This window comes from Metabacillus sp. Hm71, from assembly GCF_051842955.2.
GTDB lineage: Bacteria > Bacillota > Bacilli > Bacillales > Bacillaceae > Metabacillus.
Genome location: NZ_CM200278.1, coordinates 4,435,041 through 4,459,585, shown reverse-complemented (window position 1 = coordinate 4,459,585; position 24,545 = coordinate 4,435,041). Strand labels below are relative to the sequence as shown.

Genomic DNA, 24,545 nt, shown 5'->3' with positions numbered 1-24,545 from the left:
GAGAATGGGTCTAGAAACATTTCTGCACAATCTGCATTTTGACATTGACAAGGTAAGCCCCAAAGACTGGGAAGTGGATTGGGAAGATGCGCCGCTTCCTTATAAGCTCTATCGTGGCTTGACTGTTTTTCCATTATCTCTGGAAGTACCGCTGACACTTGAAGAATGGAAAGCACCAGAGGAACCCAACCTTCAAAGAATCGGTCATTTTCTCTGGTATGTATTCGGCCTCACTCAATTTTCTCAGACAGTTTTTCCCACCACAGATCAATCGCCTGAACTAATGCAGTCGTATCGGCGATTTGTTCCTTCAGGTGGGGCGCTTTATCCAAATGAATTGTACTTGTATTTAAAGATGGAGGATTTGCCTGTTGGGGTGTACCATTATGATGTGGCACATCATCGCTTGGTATTTTTGCGAGAAGGTAATTTCGATTCATATATAGCAAGGTCTCTTGGCAATCGCTGTGACATATCCGCTTGTTTTGGTACGGTTTTTGTGTCGACCATGTTTTGGAAAAACTTTTATAAATACAACAACTTTGCCTACCGTCTGCAAGGGTTGGATGCTGGTGTGCTACTAGGACAATTGCTGGAAGTGGCAAAAAGGTTTGGCTTTGCTTCGGGAGTATACTTCCAATACCTAGATAGGGCGATAAACCATCTTCTTGGGCTAACCGAAGAAGAGGAGAGTGTATATGCGGTTATCCCGCTGACGGTGGAACCTACAAGCTGGTTTACTAATGGGGATAATAGAGACAAACTTGTTTCTGCAACGGAACTATGCCTAGAGTTGCAATCTATTCAAAATAACCACTACATTCGATCAAAAAGGATCAAGTCTTTTCCAATGTTAACGAAGATGAATAAAGCTTCCATGCAAGAATCAACGCATTCGTTTCAACAAATAAAGACATGTGAGAAGTTGAATGGTGAGGATCAATTGGTGGCTCTTCCTCAAGTGAAGCGGTTATCATATGATTTGGCGTCTGCTTGCCAAAAGCGTTTTTCACCGGAAATGGATTTCATTTTTGAAAAGGTAACCAAGTCGCAATTAGCCGCTTTGCTGCAGGAAGCAACATCTGCGTATTTGTATCGAAATGACTTGGATGAACCATATATGGAGCAAGAATCCCGTGTCTCACTGAATGTCTGTTTGAATAATGTTGAAGGCATTCCAGATGGTGCTTATCATTATGATAGTACTGATCATGCGTTACGGCAGATAGATCTGGGAGATCATCGACTAAGTTTGCAATATGGAATGTCTATAGGAAATGTGAATTTGTTTCAAGTACCTCTTTGCTTCCATGTGGCAGGGGATAAAGAACACTTCATATCGGAACTGGGGTACAGAGGCTATCGTATTCAACAAATGGAAGCGGGTATGCTCGTGCAACGATTGTTGTTAGTGGCGTCAGCCCTCGAGATGGGAGGACACCCACTACTGGGATTTGATGCGAAATTGTGTGATGAGATTTACAAGATGCATCCACAAGGAAAAACCAGCCTTATCCAAATCCCGATCGGTCCCTATCGACCTCGCCCTTGGTTAAAGGGGAGTTTACAAAGCTAAATGAAATAAGGGTTCGTTTAATGGGGGCTTACTGCCATTAAGAATAAGTTAAAATGAAGACCGCCTATCATTGAACTGATAGGCTGTTCTTTTTGATATAACAATATCAAAATAGAGGTATGTCTTCTTAGTTTGGATACTGGCAATCAAACACTGATAAGGGTATTGCTCTTAATTTGCAAAATTTCAAAGGAAAACTTTGTATTATTGATTAATTTTATTATAAATAATATTCCCGGCTTATTAGCTAATATTCGTTAAGCCTGATTAGGTATAATTAGAATTTATTCCTTTTACAACCATCATTATTAATGACGTATACCACCATTTTTTTTAGGGATTATAAAAACGTGACCAAAAGCTAAGAAAGGAAGGTCGCTCAATGAAAATTTTAGAACTGGGGAGGACGATTATGGGAATTTTAAGTGATAATCCACAAAATGAACCAATGCATTACGGTGAAGTATTTGGAGTTTGGAGTTATCTTTCTGCTTCAAAAGGTTATGTTGCTGGATATCAAACATTCATTAACCATACTGGGGATACTGACCTGAAAAAATTTCTTGAAGATACAGTTCAAACCATGAAGCAAGAAATAGAACAAGTTGAAAAATTATTAAAAGTGAATGGTGTTGGTTTACCACCTTCACCACCTGAAAGACCATCAGCATCATTAGAAAGTATTCCTGTTGGGGCTAGATTTAGCGACCCTGAAATAGCTGCGTCTGTAACGAAAGATATATCAGCTGGTCTAGTCGCATGTAGTCAAATTATAGGTCAGTCAATTAGAGAAGACATTGGAATGATGTTTGGACAATTTCATACAACAAAAGCACAGTATGGAGTAAGATTATTACGGATAAATAAAGAAAAAGGATGGCTAATTCCTCCACCACTTCATGTACAAACACCTGAACTTGCACACGTATAGAAGGTTTTATATAGCCCCCATTGTAGTGGGGGTTATTTCTTATGTTGTGCCCAGCATAGGTGCAGGAACTAGGGTGTGAGTTCCAGAACAGTGAAGGCAGTAGGCGAAGGTAAACGATAAGGACTTGATTATTTGCTCTGTTTTTTTATTTTTCGTTCAACTCTACGTATAACTTTCGTCATATCACCGTTAATATCACTCCCGGAAAACCTTAAAACGCTCCATCCATTTCTACGTAAATAGTTATTCTTTTTATTATCGCGTTTCTTTTGTTCTGGTGAAGAATGATATGATTTACCATCACACTCTATAGCTATCCTGTAGGTTGGTAACGTTAAATCTATCCAGTACAGTCCGCAGCGTACCTGTGTTCTTACGCTATAACCTCGAAATGTAAGAGCGTTAAATAGCCGACGTTCGATCGGACTTTCGCATTTATTTCGTTGATAGACAATAAAGTCTAATTGTCCCGGCTTTGGCGGCATCGATTGAAGATAAAATAGAACAAATGGAAGTATGACAGATATAAAGACGAATATTACAATCAAAATCCATTCGGACATAAAAAATCACCTCTAAACGATATGATTGACCGTTTTAAGGATGATTAATCGATGTTAAGGGTTAAATTTAACGATGCAACCTTATTCAGCTTTTGCTATTTTCGAGAAAATCAAGTAAAAAGAATCGCTACCCGGATATTTACTAAAGTGCATAATATTAAAGAAAATGATAATTGTTTTATAAACCACACAATCATATAATTGTGTAAAAAAAAGATGCGTATTATGCGCTGGATAGGTTCTCTTAATTTTACTTCGTCCTGATCCCTATATTGTTGCAAAAGCAATTTCAGATACTCAAAGAAAAAACAGTCCTTTAGAGGGAAAATCTATTATGTTATCGATAAACAGGCGAGGCATTTTTGCAGGAGCTGCAGTAATGGTTCTAACTCAATTTGTGATGACATCAGTTATGACGATGACATCTATACATATGGGACACATGGCCATGGTTTATCTGATCAATCTGTTGCGGAGTTTTTATTTTCCTTATAGCATATTGCTGAAAATCAACTTTCAAATATTAAAGTACTTAAAGGTGACAATAAAAACGATTTTATCCAATGAATTCTCAAATCGAAATTATGTTGTAAAAACATTTGATGTGAAATAAAAGGGGCTGTCTGAAAAGCAACTTTTCAACCAAAATCTTGAAAAAAATAAAACCCAAGAATGCTGTTATATAAACATTCTTGGGTTTTGAATTTTGAGATATATTACACTAAAATGGACTTTTTAGACAGCCCCTTTTTCAGTGCCGATAATCCATGATTATACTAACTTGTATATAAGTATTCATTATGGTTGACCATATATTTAGATGTTATCAAATCGCGTATCCCTTTTATGAATAGAAGATAACAATTACTATTCACTTTCACCGTGGATGTAAGAAATTCTTAAAGGTAGAAGTGAGATTGATTGTTTTTTCTTCTAGAAATAATCACTTAGATATACCTAAAACAATGAAAGCCCTGCCTCTCTTCCATCCTTACGGCTCCTTGTCCGTGCCAGTGTGAATCAGTATTACAAATATCAAGTGACTATACTATCGAGTTTTTTGATAAAAACTTGAAATGTTCTTAGAAGAAGTTTAAATAATAAAAATGGAATAGATTTTAGAAATAACAAAAGAGGTAATATTCAAAAGTAAGTTGAAGAAGTTGAATGTCTTTGGAAAGATTTAATTTTAATCATAATATCCTGGAAAATTCAGGATGTTTTTTTGAAATGCAATATATTAGCTATAATTAACCTTAACAGAAACTTTTTATTTGATTTTCAGTTATTCCTTTAATTACTTCTAGTTCACTAATTAAAAATTCATATGCATTATCTAACATTCTTTTTTCACTTGAATTAAGTGCTTTTTCTTTCTTAATACGCAATAAATCACGTACAACTTCAGCACCTTCCAGTATTTCACCCGTTTTTATTTTGTCGGTGTTTACTTTATATCTTTGTTTCCACGGTAGTAATCTATCTGATTCTCCATGATGAAATATGTGTATGATGTGTTTCAATGCAAGTATATCAGTAACTGGTCGTATGCCGGAACTTAATATTTTACACGTTGGAATCATAACATGCATATTACTGATTGACATTTTTATGACATAATACTGTTGTTTTTCCCCTGTGAATTCTTTTTCTTCTATGGCTTCTATTATACCTGCTCCGTGCATTGGATAAACAATGTTATCGCCAATTTGAAACATATAATCCACCTCCATATATGGTAACCCTCTTAAGGTTATCATATATGCGTTTTTTAATCAAATTAATTATAATATCATGAAGTTATTTTTGGTGTCAATAAATTTTTGTGAAAAATCAGACCAAGCAAAAACAACATAAATAGACTTATTCTATGAATGCATATGCCTATTATCACGTCAAGACACCCAGTCAGGTCAATAGGATTATGCATATTACTAACTTTTTTAACTAATGCTTCTGTAATCCTTCAAAAAGCTTGAGACGAAAAAGACTATGAAACCTCGATAAATCAATATCTCTTACCACAAAGTATAAGACAATGCACTTCACCCAAAAATTTACGAATTCGATTAATAAAAAGCAACCTATCTCAACTTTTATGAATACTTTTTTATTCATAAAAGTTGAGATAGAGAAGAGTTTCTTCACAAATGATAAGATAAAACAACAATTTAATTATGAGTTTAATCTTTGTTAGTTATAAAAATTCAACCATAACAACTTTGTATATTAACTGTTTGGTGAATTATAACAAAACTGAACCTTTATTTACAGAGGTGCAAATTCTTATTTTCTTTATTAGCTGTTCTATAATAAACACTTCATGTTTTTTATACGGAGATCACTTTAAAGGACTTAAATTATGTAATGTTAGGAGGGTTACAGATGGGTCCAGTTCTTACAATTTTTGCTTTAGTTACTTTGATCGGGATCATACTCACTTATGAGGATGTTTGGAGAAATCTGATTAAAAGGAGGTAAATAAGAAGAATAAATAAAAGAAAAATAGAGCAACATTATGCAGCTCTATTCTTCTTCCTTCCGCATCTAACACAGTGGTCAGAATAATAACTGAATTTGTGGTTCCTGGTAAAAAAACAAATTAAGGCTTTAATTTTCAACCAGACCAACTCCTTAATATTATAATTCTATATCTTGTAATCTTATGTTGATAGTACTATGAATAGTTCAAATTTTAAATACAAATAGTTTGACATTTATCAGCAAGAATCCACAATTATCGGATGAATATAAAAAGGATTATACTTATAAAAATTGCTCTAGTCTTGCTACAAAAAACAGCTTGATAAAAAAAGAGATATGCTAAGCAGGCCTCTCTTATCAGAACGAACGTTCCCTTTAAACCTATTATATTGCTATGGGAGGAAAATGTAAATGAGTTTGGATTTAAACACAATTTATAACATGGATTGCATTGAGGGGATGAAGCAAATAGATAATAAGTCTATTGATATGATCCTATGTGATTTACCTTACGGTACCACCACATGTGTCTATAAAAAAGTTAGTTTTTAAAATTTATCTATTATTGAAAGGGAAAGCGGACGTTCCTTTCCTTTGGGAAATTGACTTAAATTGTGCAGTAAGAAAGGAGAAAGAAAGATGTTATGTCCGTATTGTAAGTTAACAGGATGCGAAGAAGATTGTGTTGATTTTTGTATCAATTGCGGTGAACCAATTAAAGCAGATGATGATTTTTGTAGTGCTTCTTGCAAAAAACAATACAAAGGCTAGTGAACAGTTCGCATAAATTATGTAGTAACTTATTCAAGAAATTTTGCAATAAAAAAAGACCTATTTAGGTCTAGGTTCTTGGTTGAAGAATTCTATTATTTCATCAACTGTAACACCCAATTCAAGGGCATGTATCAATATGTAAATCCAATCTTTGTCTAAACCTTTCTCGTCAATTAATGCTCTTAACACTGTTGACCTCCTAAAATATTTTCATATTTTAGGCAGCTCAGCCATCTTAGTTAAAAACCTTAGACCTGGAGCTTTGCGTCCCAATTTTTCAAAAGGTTTGCCTTTTTCTAAATAGATTAGTGCTAATTAGAATAATACAATATCCCATAAAAATAAAAAATGGTATTATTGTAACATTTTTCTACAAATGGTTATTTGGATAATGAACAGTTAAGGAGTTTTTGTAATAAAAAAGCCAGGCTCCAACCTGACTTTTTAAAGGATATCGATACCTATTATTGATAGTATTAATTTTACAGCTGCTAGAGTAACGAGAATCCCTAGAAAATACTTCATAAAAACCTCCAATAATAATGTTACATAAAAGTAAAAATTTCCTTTACATAAATAATTCGATAGGTAGGAGTTTTTGTGAGGCTACAAGAATTAAAAATAGATCCTAGTACAATGAGACTAGAAGTTGATATAATGGAACTAAAAGGAAGTTTTGCCATTGTTTTTTATCATGGATTGATTGAATATTATTTTCTTCAAGCGATTGTAGCTAGTCTATTTCCAACTAAGGTAATATTTTTCTTGTTATCAAAAGCCTTATTAGGATCATTGACATTTAATAATGGAGTAAAGGATTCAGTATCATGGGTATGATAGATTAATACTTGAGGATTTTCATTTGATGTAGATTTTTTTCTGTATTATTTTCAATGACAGGTGACGTTTCTTTATTAGTTTTTGTAAGAGAAGCCATTACTTGGTTGACTGAATCTGTAATGTATTGCACCCAGTCAGGTCAATTGGACTATGCATGTTACTAACTTGTTTAACTAATGCTACCCTTCACCCACTCGTTAACCATGTATAAGTTATCATACTAAAGATGATTGCAATAGAAATAAGAATCCATCCTTTATTTTCTAAGGCTGGATTAGACCTCCTAATAAATTGCATTATCATCAAAATACCAAACGGTGCAATAAATAATTTTACGTTATTTAAGGTCTCAGTACGCCAATCTACATTTGTAAAAGCTATAAACAGACATAAATAAAAATGTTAAAGTTCCAAAAGTAAACAAATATTCTTTGATATTTTGACGGGTCATATTAATCTCCCTTGCCCTAATATACTCTAAACCATACCAACCTCTATTATGAAATAAAACAATATTTTACGAAAGACGATTTCTTTGAAATCCATTTTTCCTTCTTCAATTAACTTGCCCGTCGCCATGCTCCGCCAGTTATCCATTTTAAATCACCCCCATTTGCCAGTTTTTATTTTATTTTATCATTTGGACTCATTTTTCATTAACGGGTTTGAGGGGGAAGAGCTGCTTTTTAATATTCTTGCTCATGCATTGAAATCTAAGCGTAGACTTAATGATTGCTGTAAATTTTTCCGTTGCATCCGTAATAATTGTCGGTGGATGTTTCTTTTTTATGCTGGGTAAATCAGAGAGGGCATGGCACAAATTCAGAATACAGGTTTAGGATATTAACAAATTCAATTTATGCTGTTACTTTTAAATGTTTTGAAAGAAGTTGGAGGTGCAATTTAAGTAGAAAAATAGAGTTTGCCAACAAAGGGAGAAATCTAGCTTTTTAGGATGTTTTTAGAAATAAGAAAAACCCTTGATATTCAAGGGTTTTTGAAGATGGAGCATAGGGGGCTCGAACCCCTGACCTCTACGCTGCCAGCTTTTTGCACGTTATAAAAACAACGATCGCTGTCCGAAAGTCAATAACGACAAGGGATCGTCATCTGTCAATTTTTCCGATATGTCGACATTATATCGTACAGAACCGCTACGCCGCAAGTCCTTAAAGCAAAACACTGTCAAATATAAACATTCCGTAATGTCCCGTCATATTCTTATACAATCGAAAAATGAATCGTAACAATACACGACATTCTGGCGCAGCACAATGCTGCCGCCGGGATGTTTTTTTTATTTTGTAACATTGCGCTGGATGATCGATAAGATACGCAGAATGCTGATGTGACAAGGGTAACACGTTTTAATTCCTATTCGTTTACTGGGAATTAACGTTACGGAAGCGCAGGATGTCGGGGTAAAATACCCGCAGAAGTGTTCTGAACGGACAGGGTCGGAAAACTTCGGGGTCTGGCGCTTATCCAGCAAGAAATGTGCCAATAAATATACGCTATTTTATGCACTGGAATGCGCTTCTCTTTATGCAAGATTTTAGCGCAATGAAGCGAATGTGAAACGGCTGGATTCCGCGCCAGCACTGCGATGTATAAAATTGTGTATAATCGTATAAAATGCACAGTTCACAAATGAACGAACGGCGCTAACTGCCGCAAGGGATACAATGAATCGATCATTTCTTTCATCTTCCTATAGTTGCTATTATGTTAACTACAGATGAATACGATATGCATTCGTTTTAGATGTTAGAAATACTTCTTAAAACAATATTTATCTATACTTAGACAATTTTTTTATTAGACAATCAACAAAAAATTGCATATCCAAATAAACTAGGATGAAAACTAAAATCAAGTTTAGGAGGAACATATTTTGAATGCAAATGCATTTAGACATTATCCTTATTTTGGGTATTCACCATTTATAAATCCCTATCACTATTCTGGATTAAATACTGCGCATCCGTATGTCTATCTCAACTCAATTCGATCTGGATCTTATCCATATAAAGTTCCAACACAGATGTACCCATACACAATACCAACCGAGACATATCCCTATATAGCTCCAACAGAAATGAATCCGTATTTTGTTCAAAGAGAGTACGATCCCATTACAGGTACTTACGAAGACGTTAGAGTTATCGCAGGTATTTTGGCAGTTGCTGGGGCCGCAGGTCAAGTTGCTGGGGCGATTAATGCAGTTTCAGGTGCACTAGGTACAATCAATGCACCAAGGTCCGTAATCCTTACAATCACTAACCATACTAATACAACTTTGAGAAAGGTTAGGGAAAAACTAGATCATGGTGGTTGGGCGGCTACTCCAACTGCTGAAATTCCGCCAGGTCAAACACTTGTGTTTGGTGCAACGAGTTCCGCTTGGAGTATAGCTACTGGAACGGAAGGAAGGATTACCTACGCTGGTGAGGGAATTGAGATGACAGCCTATTGGAATAACCCATTTATCGGTAATAATAGTTGCAATATTACGGTAACGGGTCCTAATGCTAATCAGTATAATGGCACCAGGGTATGTGGAGCAGGGAATACAAATGCTCAAATGCGTTACGAACTCACCAGAATTCCTGCTACACGTATCTCTCTGGAGTCCGTAAACTATCCAAATAGGTTCATCCGTCACCAGAATTATCTTGGGGAACTTACTCCAATCCAAAGTGAGTTAGACCGAAGGGATGCCACATTTGATTGGACAGGTGATTGGAGGTATGGAGCGGAAGGACAACTTCGATCCATTAATTTCCCAACACATTACTTGCGACATCAAAACTTCCGCCTCAAGCTTCACACTATCTACGATGCACCGGATTGGAATCTTAGGTACTTAGACTCAACCTTTACTATGGTACCTGGACTTGCAGACCCTACAAACCCAGAATTGGTCTCATTTCGTTCAAAGAATTTTCCTGATCGGTTCATTCGCCACCGGAATTTTAATCTCTGGGTCGAGTCTGTAAATGATGACTTAGGCCGAAAAGATGCCACGTTTAGGAGACGGGGACCCTTCATTCAGTAGCTACTGGGACCGAGATCTATTATATTTGAAACAAAAGAGAGATGTATGCGAGATACCTGTATCTCGCATATTATTTTTTTAAAAAAAGTATTTATGTGCCTATAATGCTTCATTATGTAAACTAAAAATGTATGGAGTATTCATTCGATCCTTTGGGATTTTCTTCTGCTAACTTTGAAGAAAGATAATTTCTGTTTTAAGCGAATTATAATTTCAAACAAACCTTACACCAATACAGGTATTGAAAATAACAGGAACATAGGAGGTATGAGATATGAAGATCAATAGAATAGATCATGTGAGTATAAACGTAAATGATCTTTCAGAGGCTAAAACACTCACACAGCTAAGAGGGGTAATTGAAGATTATATGGTTTACTATAATTTGTACCGATATCAATGGGGATTAAAGAAGATGACCCGGGAACAATACCGAGGCCATCTATTGAGTGCATAAAGGTATTTTTATAAACTGTCTATTTTTAAGGGTACAGATCATACATAAGGATTTGGTCTTTTTCCTTGAAAATTTGAGTTTTAGCAAAAATGGATCATAGATAGATCTTCCTTTGTAGATCCTTTTAATGACGAAAATACCTTATTATGCCGTATACATTATTTCATTCTTAAAAGTTATGCTATAGTAATGTTAAATAGTGAAATTCAAGATCTTTGAAGTGCTCCAGGAGGTCTTTCCATTCATCCTCTGTCGATCATTATATTAAATCCATCTTCCGCATATGCCATCACTTCAGTCAAAAGTTTAGAATAATTAGCAATTAAATCTCTTCTCATTGAAACAGACAAAGCATGTCCAAAATATGTAAAACTCGTAGAATTTAATGTAGTAACCAAAAACATGATTAATTTATTAGAAAATGGAGATACTTTTGAGTCTGTCACTTCCATTTCAACTGGAACCGTCCCCAACAAATCTTCTTCTTTTAAAAGATTGTTAAAATTATCAACTTGCTTATTAGCTAAATCTTTTCCCCTCTTTAAGTACTGATTGATTTCTTTATCGTCCACGACTTGGATAAAACCATATAATAAGAGTATTCCAAAATAGTTTCTTTCAATGTTAAAAAAGATCTCTGTGAGCTCTATTGAATTTATTGGTCTTCGCTCACCAAACCACCCTGTCAAGAATGATTGTTTCTCAATAAATTCTACCTTTTGAGGATAAGGGATTATTGGAGGTCTGTCATAGATGCCTTTTGATAGCATGCAGCGTACTGATTTATTATAAAGCTCATTTGTTGAAGTAAGAATTTGAGTGAAAAGTTCAAGTACATCATCTCGTGCTACGTTTGAAGTAAGGATCCCATAATTGAATAAACCTATTCTGCTCATTCCATATACAAAACTTAAAGCGTATAAATCACCAAATAGTGCAGGGGCTGAAAAGTTAACATCAATGTCAGAAAATCCCTGAGGGATCGGAAATTTCTCTTTTTTGAATATATTTTCGATATTTTTCATGTGAGTTTGAGAAAAGTTTAACGCCTCATTTACTATTGATATAATTTCTTCATCTTGTAGATGTTGCAAAAAATGCTTAAAAAAACAGATAGATGCACTATTATAAATATATGTACTCCACAAGCTCCCAATTTCTGTAGATGATAACTTGATATTGTGTTTTTCCATTAGCTAATACACCCTTTCAAAAAAAAACAGTTTTTTATAGGGTGAGATATATTTGTTAAACTTATTCTTACTGTTACAAAGAAGTTTAGATGAATTAGAAGTAAAAAAACCTTCAGAAAGTCAAAAGTCTTTTTCAAAATTTTACCTATAAGTCTCTTATGTAAATTATATTTATCCATTGTTTTTTAAAAAAATTCCCCAACTTTTTTTAAAAACTAAAATTCCATTATTTGTATTAAAGATTAAAGCTTTTTAAAGTGAAGATTTAATTAGAGGAGACAACAATAAACTCTATATTAAATAAGTAAGAATTAATCAAAGTTTATAAATGCATGGTCCTATTGTCTTTACAAGACACCCAGTCAGGACAATAGGACCATGCATAGTACTAACTTGTTTAACTAATGCTACCCGTTGGTTCTCCCCAAATTAAAATTCTCTAGAGTGGTTCTTCAGCCCATTAATGAAAATAAGTTGTAAGCCTTGCAATATCTGTTTTATGTACATCCCCTGATCCTGTATATTTAGGTCAAAATTGTGAAGAGGCACCCAGTAAAACTTCAACAGTATATGGGACGTCTACCTTAACAGCTTAACCAGATTCAACTGCCTCGTTCAACAATTTTCCGTACACATCCCGCATCCATTGGCATAATATGCTCGCTTTATCATTATCCTTTTGGGAAGGCACACTACTTCCCTTGCATCGCATTGATAATCCGTTCAGTAATAGCAACATCAGCCTCTTCAGTCTGCAGTGCATTCGCTAAAATCGACTCGGCTTTTTCTCTGTCTTTAATCTCGTAGTCATTCATGATTCCTTCAATATAATACTTTAAAATATTTTGCAGATTTTCCAATGGACAAACCTCCGCCTGGTCTTTTTTCACTTATATAGTGTGTCCATGTAAGTCAAAGGTATCCAATCGCCTTTAGCAACTCTGCAATGTAAACCTCAGTCGTTTAAAAATCTAAGTTTTATTCCACAATCGCGCACTTTACTTGAATAAAAAATTCGTTCAATCAGTTAAAAATCCTTCTTCAACTATCCTGCACCGTTACTTGAATAAGAAAAAGCGATCCTCCGTTATTGAAGCATCACACCCGTTAGTCGAACAATAGAACCTAAATAAAATATTTTTCAATAATTAACTTCGCTCTCTCATCAATTTGGGAGGGCAATTCATTTATGGAGAAGTATTTTAAATCCAAACTTTCACCATCATTCATAGCTAATTCACCACTTATTCCTTCTGCTAAATAAACACATATAACATTATAAATTTCATCACCATGAGGATATTTAAAATAAAGGTGTTTCCCTGAGAGAATTTCAATAAACTTAAAATTCTTTGCTTTTAATCCAGTTTCCTCAAAAAGCTCACGTTCAGCAGTTTCTTCTAGACTTTCACCAATTTCCATCGCCCCGCCTGGAAGACCCCATTCTTTTGTTTCAGAACGATGTTGAAATAAAATCTCTTTTTTATCATTCATAACTACAATAGTAGAACCAACCAAAATTAATGGTCTGCTGCCGACTAGTTTTCTTAATTCCATTACGTATCCAGCCATAATTTCTCCACCTCTGTGTATAAAGACTATTAGATTAAATTCTCTTTGTATTTTATTAAGTTCTTCTTGAAGTAACCTACTCCTTTACTTGAAAAAAGGAAAAAATGATCCCCCGTTATTGAAGCATCGCACCCGTTACTTTAAGTATAATTCTTCACAATGAGTAATAACGTGAAAAAGAAATGGGTGATTACCTTTTCGAAGTATCACCCATAGCTTTATTATTATTTTAAAGCGATGTTCCACGCTTCATAAAATTCTTTAACGGTTGAGTAACGATTATCTCGCTCTTTTTCGACAGCTTTAATTGCTACCTCATATAATTTCTTGTCAGCTTCCCACTTTGAAAATGAGTGATCCATTTCGCCACCTAACAACCCAAATGCTATTGCTCCCATTGTAAAAACATTGGTCTTTGAATCAATAGGACTTCCTAGAGTAAACTCTTCTGGAGATTTAGATCTTGTAGCACCCCAAAAATGCTCCCCTAAATCATTTACAGAAGGTGTTTTACGATAAAAATCTATATCACATATTTTTGTTTGATGATTTTTAAAATCGTATAAAATACTTCCATCATAAAAATCTACGGCAACATATCCTTGTGATTCTACATAAGTATGAAAAGCAAAAATTGTATTAAGGGCATCAATTCGTTTTTTAATTTCAAGATTCTTAAAACGATAGAACGGTGACTGTGGGTGAGTATATTTAGGTATTTCAGCAAAAGACCAGTGAGAATGCAGGCATTCACCTTCAAACCATTCAAATACTGCTGCATATCCATTTTCAATGGGGAAATGGTCAATTAGTTTTATTAAATTTGGATGTTCCAATTTTTTATAAACTGGTATTGCCTTAATCAAACGGTCAACTGCATCTTTTGGATTACCAGAAAAGTCCATTGGTTTTGCTCCAGCATATTTGACGAAGAACTTTTTGTTGTTTTTTTCTAATCCGAAACTAATATTTCCTGAATCTTGTACATCGAATACGCAAAAAACATCCCCTAAACTATTTAACCAAAAAAAATTATGATCCTCTTGTAACTGAAAATTTACTTTGTCGATTGCAATTGTAATTAAATTCTTTTGCTCTACATTTTCCACGATTATGATCCTCCTATTGATAGGGATCACGTAGTTTATAGGGGCAATGATACGTTCACCCTTTTAATTGAATGCAACCCCATTAAGTATCATTGTCTTCTTCATAAAACATCGCCTCCTTCCAATCGGTTAATGTAAATTATACCATTTTTTAGTCATATGTAGTTTAGATTATTAAGTAAATTCAATCTATTGCAACTCTTTTCTTATTAAGCTAACCTGCTTCTTTAGTTGAAGAAGCAACTAGTAAAAAGAAGATTAATAAAACTCGATGTTAGTTATTGTTAAACTCTCAACAACCGGCCGATCACCGATCTTATCTAAATCAATCCTTTTCACGAGCATCTGAAGTAACATTTTCTTTTCAATTGAGTCCATGTGTTCCCAATTTTCACGAACATTGTTTAAAACCTCGATCATTTCATTAGGACTCATTTTTTCATTAACAGGTTGGAGGGAAGAGAGCTGCTTTTTAATTTCTTCCTCCTTTATGTTTTCTTCATTCGTTCTCTTAGTAAAGTAACATATCATCTAACATTTCAATTTTCATTATGCTTGGAAAATCTGAGAGGGTATGAAATACAATTCAATATGGATTGGGTTATGTATTTATTCAAATAATGTCTTTACTGTTGTATGTCCTAAAAGAGGTAGAGGGGCAATTTAATAAAACGTCAACAATTCGTCAACAATTGCTATTTTTACTAAACTTAGAGGTCGCTTGAAAATAAGAAAAACCCTTGATATTCAAGGGTTTTTGAAGATGGAGCATAGGGGGCTCGAACCCCTGACCTCTACGCTGCCAGCGTAGCGCTCTCCCAGCTGAGCTAATGCCCCGTAGATAAAAGTATCGTTATGTAACCTTTTACTGAACTTAACGATATGAAAATATTATACATTATAGAAACGTAACCCTGCAATGATTATTTGCGAAACTATAACAAATAATTTATCCAAAGAACGCACTCAGAACTCCTTCTTCTTAATCATTAATAATTAAATAACAAAATATTTCAATAGGTGAATAAAACCCACTATAATAGAATGTATATACAAAGTACCAAGAAAAATTTTACATACAAAAGAAGGTGACCAAATGCTAGAAATGCTCAAACACCTAAAGCCATACAAATGGCAGCTAACCCTGGTCTTTCTTTTTTCATTAGCTGCGATACTCTTCGAACTATACTTGCCAACCTTGATGGCGGAAATCGTCGATGTGGGGATTGTGAATCAGGATGTTCCTTTTATCTTGAAAACAGGGGGCTGGATGCTGCTTTGTTCGTTGATGGCGATCTCTTTAATGGTAGGGGTCAGTTATTTTGCTTCAAAGGTATCATTAGGATTTGGCCGGGACATGCGAAGAAAGCTTTTTGTACATATTGAACATTTTTCTCTACAGGAATATGAGAAGTTTGGTTCTGCGTCATTGATTACGAGAACGACGAATGACGTTAAGGTTGTTCAAGATGTTATTAATATGATGCAGAGGATGATGACAAGGGCTCCGTTAATGCTTGTTGGAGGCGTACTTCTTGCAGTTTCGCGTGATCCCCAATTATCACTCGTTTTCCTTGCTGCATTGCCTGTTTTGGCATTGGTTATTTTTATTGTGGCAAGAAAAGCGATCCCGCTTTTTTCTGCATTACAGAAAAAAACAGATCGTCTAACGCTCATCCTAAGGGAGGTATTAACTGGTATTCGTGTAGTAAGAGCGTTTAACCGTGTCGAGTTTGAACGAAGCCGCTTTAATGTTGCGAATGAAGATTTCCGAGATACGGGGATTAAGGTTGGGAAATTGATGGCGTTAATGTTCCCGATCATGTTGATTATTATGAATTTCACTAATATTGCTATCGTCTGGTTTGGGTCCATTCGGATTGAACAAGGTGATATGCAGGTTGGGAATTTAATGGCGTTTATTCAATACGCTGGGATGATTTTAATGTCTTTGATCATGCTGTCAATGGCATTTATTATGATTCCCCGCGCTCAAGTATCTGCGAAGCGATTAAATGAAGTGTTAGCAACTAGTCCGATGATTCATGATCCGGAAAAACAGGCAACGACTAAACATGGCAAAGGGGTTGTTGAATTTAAGGATGTTACATTTCGATATGAAGGGGCGGAAAAGCCTGTACTTGAAGGGATCTCCTTTACTGCCCGCCCTGGTGAAACAACGGCGATTATTGGAAGTACCGGTGCTGGGAAATCTACGCTCCTGCAATTGATTCCGCGTTTTTATGATACAGATAACGGCGTAATTTTAATAGATGGTGTAAATGTTAAAGACATGCATCAATCCACTCTTCGTGGAAAAATTGGTTATGTTCCGCAAAAGCCGAGCTTGTTCAGCGGGACAATTGCTGAAAATATCCGCTATGGAAAAGAAGATGCAACAGAGGCTGAAATACATGCTGCTTTGGATACTGCTCAAGCGAGTGAATTTGTTGAAAAAAGAGAACATGGGATTGAAAGTAGTCTTGAGCAGGCTGGTGCAAACCTTTCAGGGGGACAAAAGCAGCGTCTAGCAATTGCCAGAGCACTTGTGAGAAAACCGGCTATTTATCTTTTCGACGACAGCTTCTCAGCACTTGATTATAAAACGGACAGCAAACTTCGTGAGGCACTTAAAACGGAAACTTCAGGTGCGACCATTATCATTGTTGCACAGCGCGTCAATACCGTTAAGGACGCTGAAAAAATTATTGTCTTAAATGAAGGGGAAATTGCTGGGATTGGAACACATGAAGTACTTCTAAAGGAAAATGCCATTTATCAAGAAATTGTCGCATCACAAGAAAGCGGGGAGGTGAGTGCATGAGTGGAATGAGACGTCCAAGCGGCACCCCAATGGGTGGAGGAATGCGCCATGGACCAGGTCCTGGTATGGTCGTGGAAAAACCAAAGGATTTTAAGAAAACGTTCAAACGGCTGCTTAGTTATTTAAAGCCGTGGAAAAATCGGATGATCCTCGTTGCCGTTGCAGCAGTTTTTTCGACCTTATTTAACGTGGTCAGCCCTAAGCTGTTAGGAGATGCAACCTCATCTGTTTTTGAAAGCTTTACATCAGGGACATCAATTGATTTTGCGTTCATTGGAAGAATTCTTCTGTTATTAATTGGTTTGTATCTTCTTTCTTCCTTGTTTGCCTATATTCAGCAATATGTAATGGCTGGAGTTTCGCAACGAACTGTTTCCACCTTACGAAAAGAAGTGAATGAGAAGCTCGCTAGGCTGCCGCTCAGTTATTTTGACAAGCATTCTCATGGGGATTTATTAAGCAGGGCTGTCAATGATATTGATAATATTAATACATCGCTTCAACAGGCACTAAGCCAAATAATCAACTCTGTGATTTCGATTATTGGCATTATTATCATGATGCTTGTCATCAGTCCGCTGTTAACTTTAGTGGTTTTGATTACGATTCCCTTAAGCTTAATGGTCGCACAATTTGTGACAAGGTTTTCGCAAAAGCACTTTGTCAAACAGCAAGAGGAGCTTGGTATCATTAATGGTCATATTGAAGAAATGTTTACGGGTCATCAGGTTGTTAAGGCATTTGGACATGAGAAAAAATCAATCGCTGAATTTGATGTGATTAATGATCGGTTATATCATTCCAGCTGGAGGGCACAGTTTATTTCAGGACTGATGATGCCTTTGATGGGATTTGTTGGGAATCTGGGATTTATCATCGTTTCGATTTCAGGCGGACTTCTCGTTATAAATGGAAACATGCGGGTGGGTGACGTACAAGCGTTTATCCAATACACCCAGCAAATTTCACATCCATTGGCACAGGCAGCTGGGATTGCCAATATGATTCAAGTAGCGATTGCTTCCGCAGAACGTGTTTTTCATCTTTTAGATGAACCTGAAGAAAAGCAGGAAGATGCTTCATCTATTGATATTGAGAAGCTTCAAGGTGCTGTTGTGTTTGATCATATACGATTCGGATATGAAAAAGATCATACGATTATTAACGATGTAAGTCTTGAAGTAAAAGCGGGGCAGACGGTTGCCGTTGTTGGTCCGACTGGTGCCGGTAAAACAACGATAGTAAATCTTTTGATGAGATTTTATGAGCTTGATGAGGGAGCGATTAAAATAGATGATGTCAGCCTAACAGATATGTCAAGGGAACAGGTTCGCAGTCTCTATGCGATGGTGCTGCAGGATACGTGGCTATTTAATGGAACGATTCGCGAAAATATTGCCTATGGCCGCGATGGAGCTACTGAAGAAGAAATTGTGGATGCAGCAAGAAAGGCTTATGCAGATGACTTTATCCGGACCTTGCCAGATGGCTATGACACGGTGCTGGGAGAGGATGCTGCCAATCTATCGCAAGGACAACGGCAGCTGTTGACGATTGCCCGGGCAATCATTGCCAAACCGAAAATCCTTCTCCTAGATGAAGCGACGAGCAGTGTTGATACACGGACCGAAATGAAAATTCAAAAAGCGATGACTAAGCTATTAGAGGGAAGAACAAGCTTCGTTATTGCTCATCGGTTATCAACAATTCGTGATGCCGACCTTATTCTTGTAATGAATCACGGAGATATTATTGAAAAAGGGTCACATGAAGAACTACTTGCCAAAGGCGGATTTTACGCAGAATTATATGAAGGCCAGTTTGCGCAAAAAGAGTCAGCTTCCTGATCTGCTTTTAACAAAACCGTATGGTATGTAAAATACTTAAATAAAGAGCCGACATTTTATGGATGCTGGCTCTTTATGTTAGTCGTCCATATTAATAGTATGGGTAGTAAGGCGGATAATACGGGTATGGATATGGATAAACATAAGGTAATAATGCTAAGGCAGCTAAGGCTGCGATAGGGAAAAATCTCCGTCTAAAGCGCCTAAATCTTCTTCTAGGTCTGCCATAATTATAATCGTAGCCATAACCATAAAATTGTCGATCTTCTTCCAGGTCTTCACGCTCCGTTGCATCCTCACCGACTAAAACAGTCATACCATTTTCATTCACATCTTCAATAATTCCATCAAATGTGCTGCCATCATTCATCGTCATCATTACATGATGGTACATATAACGTTTGCACTTATCATATAAATTCCTTTGATCTAATTCGTCTTGATAGTAAAATTCTTCAACAGTCATCTTTCCCCATCTCCTTTCAACAAACATGATATTCGTCTAGTAAAAGTTAAGTTACAACTTTTTATGGGGAAATAAAAAGCATTACAAATTAATATTCTAATCCCATATTTTTGCTCTAGGGACACCAGCACTTCTTAAATAATCAAGCAGCTGGCCGGTATGTATTGATTCATGGTAGGCAATCCGTAAAAGCATATCACCTAAGCTCCGGATATACCCTGCATCAGATGAACGATCAATTTTTATTTCAGATAAACCCTCTTCGTTAAATTCTCTTATTGTTTTCAAAAATTCTTTTCTAAATGGTTCGGCAAATGCTAATTCATTTTTCACTGCTATGAGTGGCTGGTTTTCAAATGGAGAAATAAATTCATTCAAGCTTCCTCGATTATTTATCGCCAAGTGGTAGTAATGTTCACTCTCTAATACATGACGTATCATCTCAATGCATGACATAGCTTCTTGATCAGGCCTCCAATCCAAGTAGTCATCTGGTATAAGTGACCATACTTTTATGCTTCTTCTTCGTACTTCCTCTAAGTTGAAAATAACAAGGTCTATCGAGTTCAAAAACATTCCTCCTGGTACAATATGTTAATTTAATTATAACCGAAAATACGTTCGTAAAAAAGAGTAAAATCGACTATTTGCAACTGATTGAAACATAATGCTCAAAAAAGCCATATCGATCTACAGATGTTGCAATTTCACAGTTGCCTCTGGCATCTTCCAAAAAACTCATCATTCCTAGCTTCTGTTGATTGTAACTTTCTACCTGAATAAAACCGCGCTGATATTTGCAAAGCTGTGGCTCAAATAAACAAGCTGCAACTAGAGGATCGTGAAAAGTCATCTTGTTATTTTCAAGCCATGGCGATCCAAAATCTTCGACTGCTTTCATTAAATTTGTATTAAATAGATTAAATTTATCATCCCGAGTTAGCACTAATTCTGATGTTATATTCAGACCAAAGGTTTTGTGGATCGGTACATTTGTATTGTAAACAACTGCACATGCATGAGGGTCAATCCATGAATTCCAGTTTGCCATTGGCATATCCATGCTGGCTTCCAGCTCATCCGAAAACACTCCGCTCATTATGTAAAGCTCTTTAAGTAAGCTGGGGATTTCAGGATCAACCAAAAAGAGCAGGGCGATATTTGTAAGGTGGCCAATCGCTAAAAGGGAGATTTCATGTGGATTTGCCCGAATGGTTTTCCGCATAAAGTCTACCGCTTGATTCTTTTTAAAGGATGTCTCATGGGCCCAATATGTTAATTTAGCCGCACCATCTGGTATAGGATACAGGCTATTTGGAAGCATTGTCTGTTCTGCTCCTGCATAAATCGATATGTTTTCTCCAGCTGCTTTGCAAATAGCATCCGCTATCATCGCTCTTTTTTCTACTTCGCCTCCTACTGTTGTGATTCCCACTATCTCACATAGTGGCTGCCGTAGCAGATAGGCCAGGCATAAAGCGTCATCAATATCTCCGCCGATATCTGTGTCGAGTAATATTTTCTTCATTTAGACCTCTCCAATCCATTGGATAATAGTTATTTTTTCGACTATTTGAAGAAAACTTCCTTTATTTCTAAGCGATAAAGCAATGTTTCCTTCAATTTAATAAATAAGAAATAGATTGTTCATCATTTATTCATATTTTTTGGAAATGCTACCAAATGGAGATGACAGAAGCTGCGGAAGGATAATGGAGCATTTTGGGACACAATCTTAGCGTTAGGGTCAAAGTCAACTCACATAAAATAATTGATGTATGGAGGTTAAGAACATGAAAAAACAAATATTTACGATTGTCTTTTCTGGTGCTTTGGCTATAGGCATTATTTCAGCCAATCCTGTTTTAGCAGGAGAAAATCAATCAGTTGAAGATGTTAAAGGAGAGGTAGAATTTGCTGGACATGGGCATATGCATAAAAACCCCGAGAAACATGTGGAATTCTATAGGAAGCAAGCAGAAAAGTTAGGAATTAAGACCGAGGGCAAGGATGCACGAGCACTGGCAGAAGAAGTTCATATGGCATATTTGAAACAAGAGGCAAAAAAGCTTGGGATTGAAACAGATGGGAAGGATTTTAAGACATTAGCAAATGAGGTAAGAAAAATTCGCCTTCAAAATAAAGCAAAAGAGCTCGGTATTTCAATTGAGGGCAAAGACTTGAATGAACTGGCATATGAAGTAAGAGAAACACTTATTGTAAACAAAGCGAAAGAATTAAAAATTGGCACTAAAGGTAAAGATTTAGAAGGGCTTGCAAAAGAGGTTCGCCTTGCTATCCTCAAAAAAGATGCAGCGGAATTGGGGATTAATCCAGATGGAAAGCAAGAGAAGGAGCTGATTAAAGAAGTTATTGATAAAAAAATCCTGCAAACTGCTAAAAAGCTAGGTATTGATACTAGGAATAAATCCACCCATGAAATCATGGAGGAAGTGTTCACCAACCATGCCGAAGAAGCAAAGAAACAAAAGCTTTTCCCGTTTGATGGGGAAAGAGGTTTTTATTTTGGCGGACATAAAGGCGGCTTTCATAAAGGGAAATCAAGCGAACATAATAAAAAAGAACAAGAATAGTGTAGATAAGCTCAAAAAACTCTGCAAAGAAGGGGCTTTTTGAGCTTGTAGGCTTTATTAATGTGGAAAAAGTTGGACTGGGAAAATATTTCATTTCATCAACAAATTTTGCTCCTACTCCTCGTTCTTTTCATGGTAGAATAGGTAAGGTTTATCATAAAGAGTAGGAGAGGCAAATCATGAATTCTTATCGTTTCTATCCATATATCGCGCTTGTGATTGGAGTTATTGCCGTCTCAACTTCGGCAATCTTTGTGAAGCTTACATTAGCTCCAGCACCTGTTATTGCCTTTTATCGCTTACTTTTTTCAACAATCCTTATTGCACCGCTATTTTTTTGGAAATGCATAAATGAGGTAAAAGGCATGGCTAAGAAGGATTGGGTATATTCGACGATAGCAGGCGTATTATTAGCATTCCATTTTATCTTATGGTTTGAATCCTTGAACTTTACTTCTGTTGCGAGTTCTGTTGTGCTTGTAACGCTACAGCCGTTATTTTCGTTTATTGGGACCTATTTGTTTTTTAAAGAAAAAGTTTCGGGAATTGCAGCAGTTAGCGGTATCATTGCCATTGCTGGGAGCGTTGTCATTAGCTGGGGTGACTTTCAAATCAGTGGTCTTGCATTGTTTGGTGATGTCTTAGCTCTTGCCGCATGTGCATTGATCACGGCGTATTTGCTATTTGGTCAAGGAATTAGAAAGCGCCATTCTTTAACCTTATATACCTTTATTGTTTATGGAATCAGCTCGCTAACATTGCTTATATATTGCTTGCTATTCCAATATCCATTAGCACCTTATCCGGTGACTGATTGGTATTATTTTTTAGTGCTTGCAATTGTCCCAACGCTATTAGGACATTCTCTTTTTAATTGGTCAATAAAATGGGTGAGTACAAATTTGGTTTCAGTCATGATCTTATTTGAGCCTGTTGGGGCTATTATCCTAGCCTATTATGTCCTTGGCGAAAATGTGATTCTATCACAAGTATTTGGCGGATCTATAATTATGGTCGGAATTACATTATTTTTGCTAGAAAATCGGCTTTCTAAAAAAGAATTAAAGCCTGTTAGCTAATTAGCTGCAGGCTCTTTAAAATTAGTCGATTGCTTTGCTTCTTCTAAATAATTCGTTTGTAAATCATCAATAGTGATCCCGGTTGCTCGAGTAAATCCCTTATGAAAATCGTTCGCCTCAGCTGTTTCAACAATAATCTTCTTAATCATTGCTTCTCCATATGTATTTGTTAAAAATTTTATTGCATAATAGCTTTGCAGGTAGACATCGTAATCTTTTAACCGGTATTTTTCCCACTCATCATGTGTTTCAAGCTTTTCAAAGGACGTTTCTTGAAATGGATAATAACGGTGTGTAACGTCATACATAGCAATGTATTCGGCAACACCTTCGTGAAACCATAATGGAATTCTATTAACAAAAAGGCCTTGCTCTTTTATAAATGCTTGTAAGTGGTAATGTGTGTACTCATGCATGATGGTACTCTGGAAGTAAAACGAGCCTGGCATACGATTAGCTAAAATCTCGTCTAAATCAGAAATGGCCACTCCGACAGTATTATTCGGATCATCAAAATAACCCATTGTCTCAATAAGAGAGGTTTTCTTATAAAGATCTTCTGAAGATGAGTGAAGGATTAGGTCAATCTTATTATCCTTAATACGACCAAATAAACTTGTCGTTATCGAATCGGCTTTTTCAAGAATACCTTCAATGATAGGCAAAAGCTCCCTTTCATGTGGTTGATAATAGATATTCACATTTCGATATGTTTTTATTAATTTATTTTCCTTCATTGCTAGATAATCGATTGGCGGGGTTTCGTTTTCTTGAAACGGCAGCATATAAAGTCCGACTTTTTCATCTATCGTAAGGTTTTTGCCAAGCTCTGTAGAAATCATGAAGTTGATGGAAAAGAAGAATACGCTCATTAACGTAAATACGATGGATAAGCAACAAAGGGAAATGAGCCCGCTAATTCCCTTTAGGAAAAGAAGATGAAAATCCTTTTTTATGCTGATAAATGCATATAGGCAATAACAAAAAAGCGTAAATGAAAGAAGTACTAAGATTATGCTAAAAATAAGGTTTATGTTTATGTTCATAAATAAAAATAAGCCTATTAAACTAACAAAAATCACGATAAATGAAATAATGGAGTAAACCAGGTTTTTTATAAAAGTGATAAATATCTTCAATTTGACCTCCTAAATACGATGTATCTTTACTCATATTTA

The 24,545-nt window shown here is 35.9% G+C and carries 23 protein-coding genes, 1 tRNA gene, 1 pseudogene and 1 riboswitch; of the genes and pseudogenes, 11 read left to right on the top strand and 14 right to left on the bottom strand.

Annotated features, from left to right (window positions below):
- The first annotated feature begins 4 nt into the window (after positions 1–4).
- Both ACSVDH_RS22135 and ACSVDH_RS22130 read left to right on the top strand, forming a co-directional pair.
- Positions 5–1,576 carry a SagB/ThcOx family dehydrogenase gene (locus tag ACSVDH_RS22135; RefSeq protein WP_439251851.1) on the top strand — a complete coding sequence of 524 codons (1,572 nt, stop codon included), beginning with the start codon at positions 5–7 and terminating at the stop codon, positions 1,574–1,576.
- A gap of 382 nt (positions 1,577–1,958) precedes the next feature.
- On the top strand, positions 1,959–2,507 hold the full coding sequence (locus ACSVDH_RS22130; RefSeq protein ID WP_439251852.1) for a DUF3231 family protein: 549 nt from the start codon (positions 1,959–1,961) through the stop codon (positions 2,505–2,507).
- 128 nt (positions 2,508–2,635) lie between these two features.
- On the opposite strand, the gene ACSVDH_RS22125 is transcribed toward ACSVDH_RS22130, so the two are convergent.
- Complete coding sequence (locus tag ACSVDH_RS22125) at positions 2,636–3,070, bottom strand: endonuclease domain-containing protein (RefSeq protein WP_439251853.1); 435 nt, start codon at positions 3,068–3,070, stop codon at positions 2,636–2,638.
- 379 nt (positions 3,071–3,449) lie between these two features.
- Between ACSVDH_RS22125 and ACSVDH_RS22120 the strand changes: the two genes are divergently transcribed.
- Positions 3,450–3,683 carry a hypothetical protein gene (locus ACSVDH_RS22120; RefSeq protein ID WP_439251854.1) on the top strand — a complete coding sequence of 78 codons (234 nt, stop codon included), beginning with the start codon at positions 3,450–3,452 and terminating at the stop codon, positions 3,681–3,683.
- Between the two features lie 643 nt (positions 3,684–4,326).
- Here the strand turns inward: ACSVDH_RS22120 and ACSVDH_RS22115 are convergent.
- Positions 4,327–4,788, bottom strand: coding sequence for a CarD family transcriptional regulator (locus tag ACSVDH_RS22115; protein WP_439251855.1), 462 nt, complete (start codon positions 4,786–4,788; stop codon positions 4,327–4,329).
- 1,177 nt (positions 4,789–5,965) lie between these two features.
- Here ACSVDH_RS22115 and ACSVDH_RS22110 point away from each other — a divergent pair.
- Positions 5,966–6,082, top strand: a pseudogene (locus ACSVDH_RS22110) (site-specific DNA-methyltransferase); the annotation flags it as partial.
- A gap of 111 nt (positions 6,083–6,193) precedes the next feature.
- Positions 6,194–6,325, top strand: a complete 132-nt coding sequence (locus tag ACSVDH_RS22105; RefSeq protein ID WP_439251856.1) for a DUF2116 family Zn-ribbon domain-containing protein — start codon at positions 6,194–6,196, stop codon at positions 6,323–6,325.
- Positions 6,326–6,385: 60 nt separating this feature from the next.
- On the opposite strand, the gene ACSVDH_RS22100 is transcribed toward ACSVDH_RS22105, so the two are convergent.
- Together ACSVDH_RS22100 and ACSVDH_RS22095 are read right to left on the bottom strand one after the other, a co-directional pair.
- Positions 6,386–6,517, bottom strand: coding sequence for a hypothetical protein (locus tag ACSVDH_RS22100; protein WP_439251857.1), 132 nt, complete (start codon positions 6,515–6,517; stop codon positions 6,386–6,388).
- A 28-nt stretch (positions 6,518–6,545) separates the two neighbouring features.
- A riboswitch (cyclic di-GMP riboswitch) is annotated at positions 6,546–6,629 on the bottom strand.
- 418 nt (positions 6,630–7,047) lie between these two features.
- Positions 7,048–7,170 carry a stage II sporulation protein P gene (locus ACSVDH_RS22095; protein ID WP_439251882.1) on the bottom strand — a complete coding sequence of 41 codons (123 nt, stop codon included), beginning with the start codon at positions 7,168–7,170 and terminating at the stop codon, positions 7,048–7,050.
- A 1,892-nt stretch (positions 7,171–9,062) separates the two neighbouring features.
- Here ACSVDH_RS22095 and ACSVDH_RS22090 point away from each other — a divergent pair.
- Positions 9,063–10,226: an AbfB domain-containing protein gene (locus ACSVDH_RS22090; protein WP_439251858.1), complete on the top strand. Its 1,164-nt coding sequence runs from the start codon at positions 9,063–9,065 to the stop codon at positions 10,224–10,226.
- Positions 10,227–10,500: 274 nt separating this feature from the next.
- A complete protein-coding gene (locus ACSVDH_RS22085; protein ID WP_439251859.1) occupies positions 10,501–10,683 on the top strand; it encodes an IS3 family transposase in 183 nt (60 codons plus the stop codon).
- A gap of 242 nt (positions 10,684–10,925) precedes the next feature.
- Here ACSVDH_RS22085 and ACSVDH_RS22080 read toward each other — a convergent pair whose 3' ends face one another.
- From ACSVDH_RS22080 to ACSVDH_RS22055, 6 genes are all read right to left on the bottom strand, one after another.
- A complete protein-coding gene (locus tag ACSVDH_RS22080) occupies positions 10,926–11,876 on the bottom strand; it encodes a DUF3231 family protein (protein ID WP_439251860.1) in 951 nt (316 codons plus the stop codon).
- A 692-nt stretch (positions 11,877–12,568) separates the two neighbouring features.
- Positions 12,569–12,736 carry a hypothetical protein gene (locus ACSVDH_RS22075; protein WP_439251861.1) on the bottom strand — a complete coding sequence of 56 codons (168 nt, stop codon included), beginning with the start codon at positions 12,734–12,736 and terminating at the stop codon, positions 12,569–12,571.
- 265 nt (positions 12,737–13,001) lie between these two features.
- Complete coding sequence (locus tag ACSVDH_RS22070; protein ID WP_439251862.1) at positions 13,002–13,448, bottom strand: NUDIX hydrolase; 447 nt, start codon at positions 13,446–13,448, stop codon at positions 13,002–13,004.
- 224 nt (positions 13,449–13,672) lie between these two features.
- The gene (locus ACSVDH_RS22065) at positions 13,673–14,557 is read right to left on the bottom strand and encodes a protein kinase domain-containing protein (protein WP_439251863.1); all 885 of its coding nucleotides are present in this window, start codon (positions 14,555–14,557) and stop codon (positions 13,673–13,675) included.
- Between the two features lie 258 nt (positions 14,558–14,815).
- Positions 14,816–14,977: a hypothetical protein gene (locus tag ACSVDH_RS22060; protein ID WP_439251864.1), complete on the bottom strand. Its 162-nt coding sequence runs from the start codon at positions 14,975–14,977 to the stop codon at positions 14,816–14,818.
- A gap of 344 nt (positions 14,978–15,321) precedes the next feature.
- Positions 15,322–15,394 (bottom strand) — tRNA-Ala (locus ACSVDH_RS22055).
- Positions 15,395–15,653: 259 nt separating this feature from the next.
- Between ACSVDH_RS22055 and ACSVDH_RS22050 the strand changes: the two genes are divergently transcribed.
- Both ACSVDH_RS22050 and ACSVDH_RS22045 read left to right on the top strand, forming a co-directional pair.
- The gene (locus tag ACSVDH_RS22050) at positions 15,654–17,381 is read left to right on the top strand and encodes an ABC transporter ATP-binding protein (RefSeq protein WP_439251865.1); all 1,728 of its coding nucleotides are present in this window, start codon (positions 15,654–15,656) and stop codon (positions 17,379–17,381) included.
- 5 nt (positions 17,382–17,386) lie between these two features.
- Positions 17,387–19,228: an ABC transporter ATP-binding protein gene (locus ACSVDH_RS22045; RefSeq protein WP_439251883.1), complete on the top strand. Its 1,842-nt coding sequence runs from the start codon at positions 17,387–17,389 to the stop codon at positions 19,226–19,228.
- A gap of 91 nt (positions 19,229–19,319) precedes the next feature.
- Here ACSVDH_RS22045 and ACSVDH_RS22040 read toward each other — a convergent pair whose 3' ends face one another.
- From ACSVDH_RS22040 to ACSVDH_RS22030, 3 genes are all read right to left on the bottom strand, one after another.
- Positions 19,320–19,694 (bottom strand): hypothetical protein, encoded by a 375-nt coding sequence (locus ACSVDH_RS22040; RefSeq protein ID WP_439251866.1) that lies wholly within the window; start codon positions 19,692–19,694, stop codon positions 19,320–19,322.
- Positions 19,695–19,790: 96 nt separating this feature from the next.
- Positions 19,791–20,264: a DinB family protein gene (locus ACSVDH_RS22035; RefSeq protein WP_439251867.1), complete on the bottom strand. Its 474-nt coding sequence runs from the start codon at positions 20,262–20,264 to the stop codon at positions 19,791–19,793.
- A 73-nt stretch (positions 20,265–20,337) separates the two neighbouring features.
- The gene (locus ACSVDH_RS22030) at positions 20,338–21,222 is read right to left on the bottom strand and encodes a nucleoside hydrolase (protein ID WP_439251868.1); all 885 of its coding nucleotides are present in this window, start codon (positions 21,220–21,222) and stop codon (positions 20,338–20,340) included.
- A 265-nt stretch (positions 21,223–21,487) separates the two neighbouring features.
- On the opposite strand from ACSVDH_RS22030, the gene ACSVDH_RS22025 reads away from it, so the two are divergent.
- Both ACSVDH_RS22025 and ACSVDH_RS22020 read left to right on the top strand, forming a co-directional pair.
- Positions 21,488–22,288 carry a hypothetical protein gene (locus ACSVDH_RS22025; RefSeq protein WP_439251869.1) on the top strand — a complete coding sequence of 267 codons (801 nt, stop codon included), beginning with the start codon at positions 21,488–21,490 and terminating at the stop codon, positions 22,286–22,288.
- Positions 22,289–22,467: 179 nt separating this feature from the next.
- Complete coding sequence (locus tag ACSVDH_RS22020; RefSeq protein WP_439251870.1) at positions 22,468–23,367, top strand: DMT family transporter; 900 nt, start codon at positions 22,468–22,470, stop codon at positions 23,365–23,367.
- Here ACSVDH_RS22020 and ACSVDH_RS22015 read toward each other — a convergent pair.
- On the bottom strand, positions 23,364–24,506 hold the full coding sequence (locus ACSVDH_RS22015; RefSeq protein ID WP_439251871.1) for a gluzincin family metallopeptidase: 1,143 nt from the start codon (positions 24,504–24,506) through the stop codon (positions 23,364–23,366). The genes ACSVDH_RS22020 and ACSVDH_RS22015 overlap by 4 nt on opposite strands.
- Between the last annotated feature and the right edge of the window lie 39 nt (positions 24,507–24,545).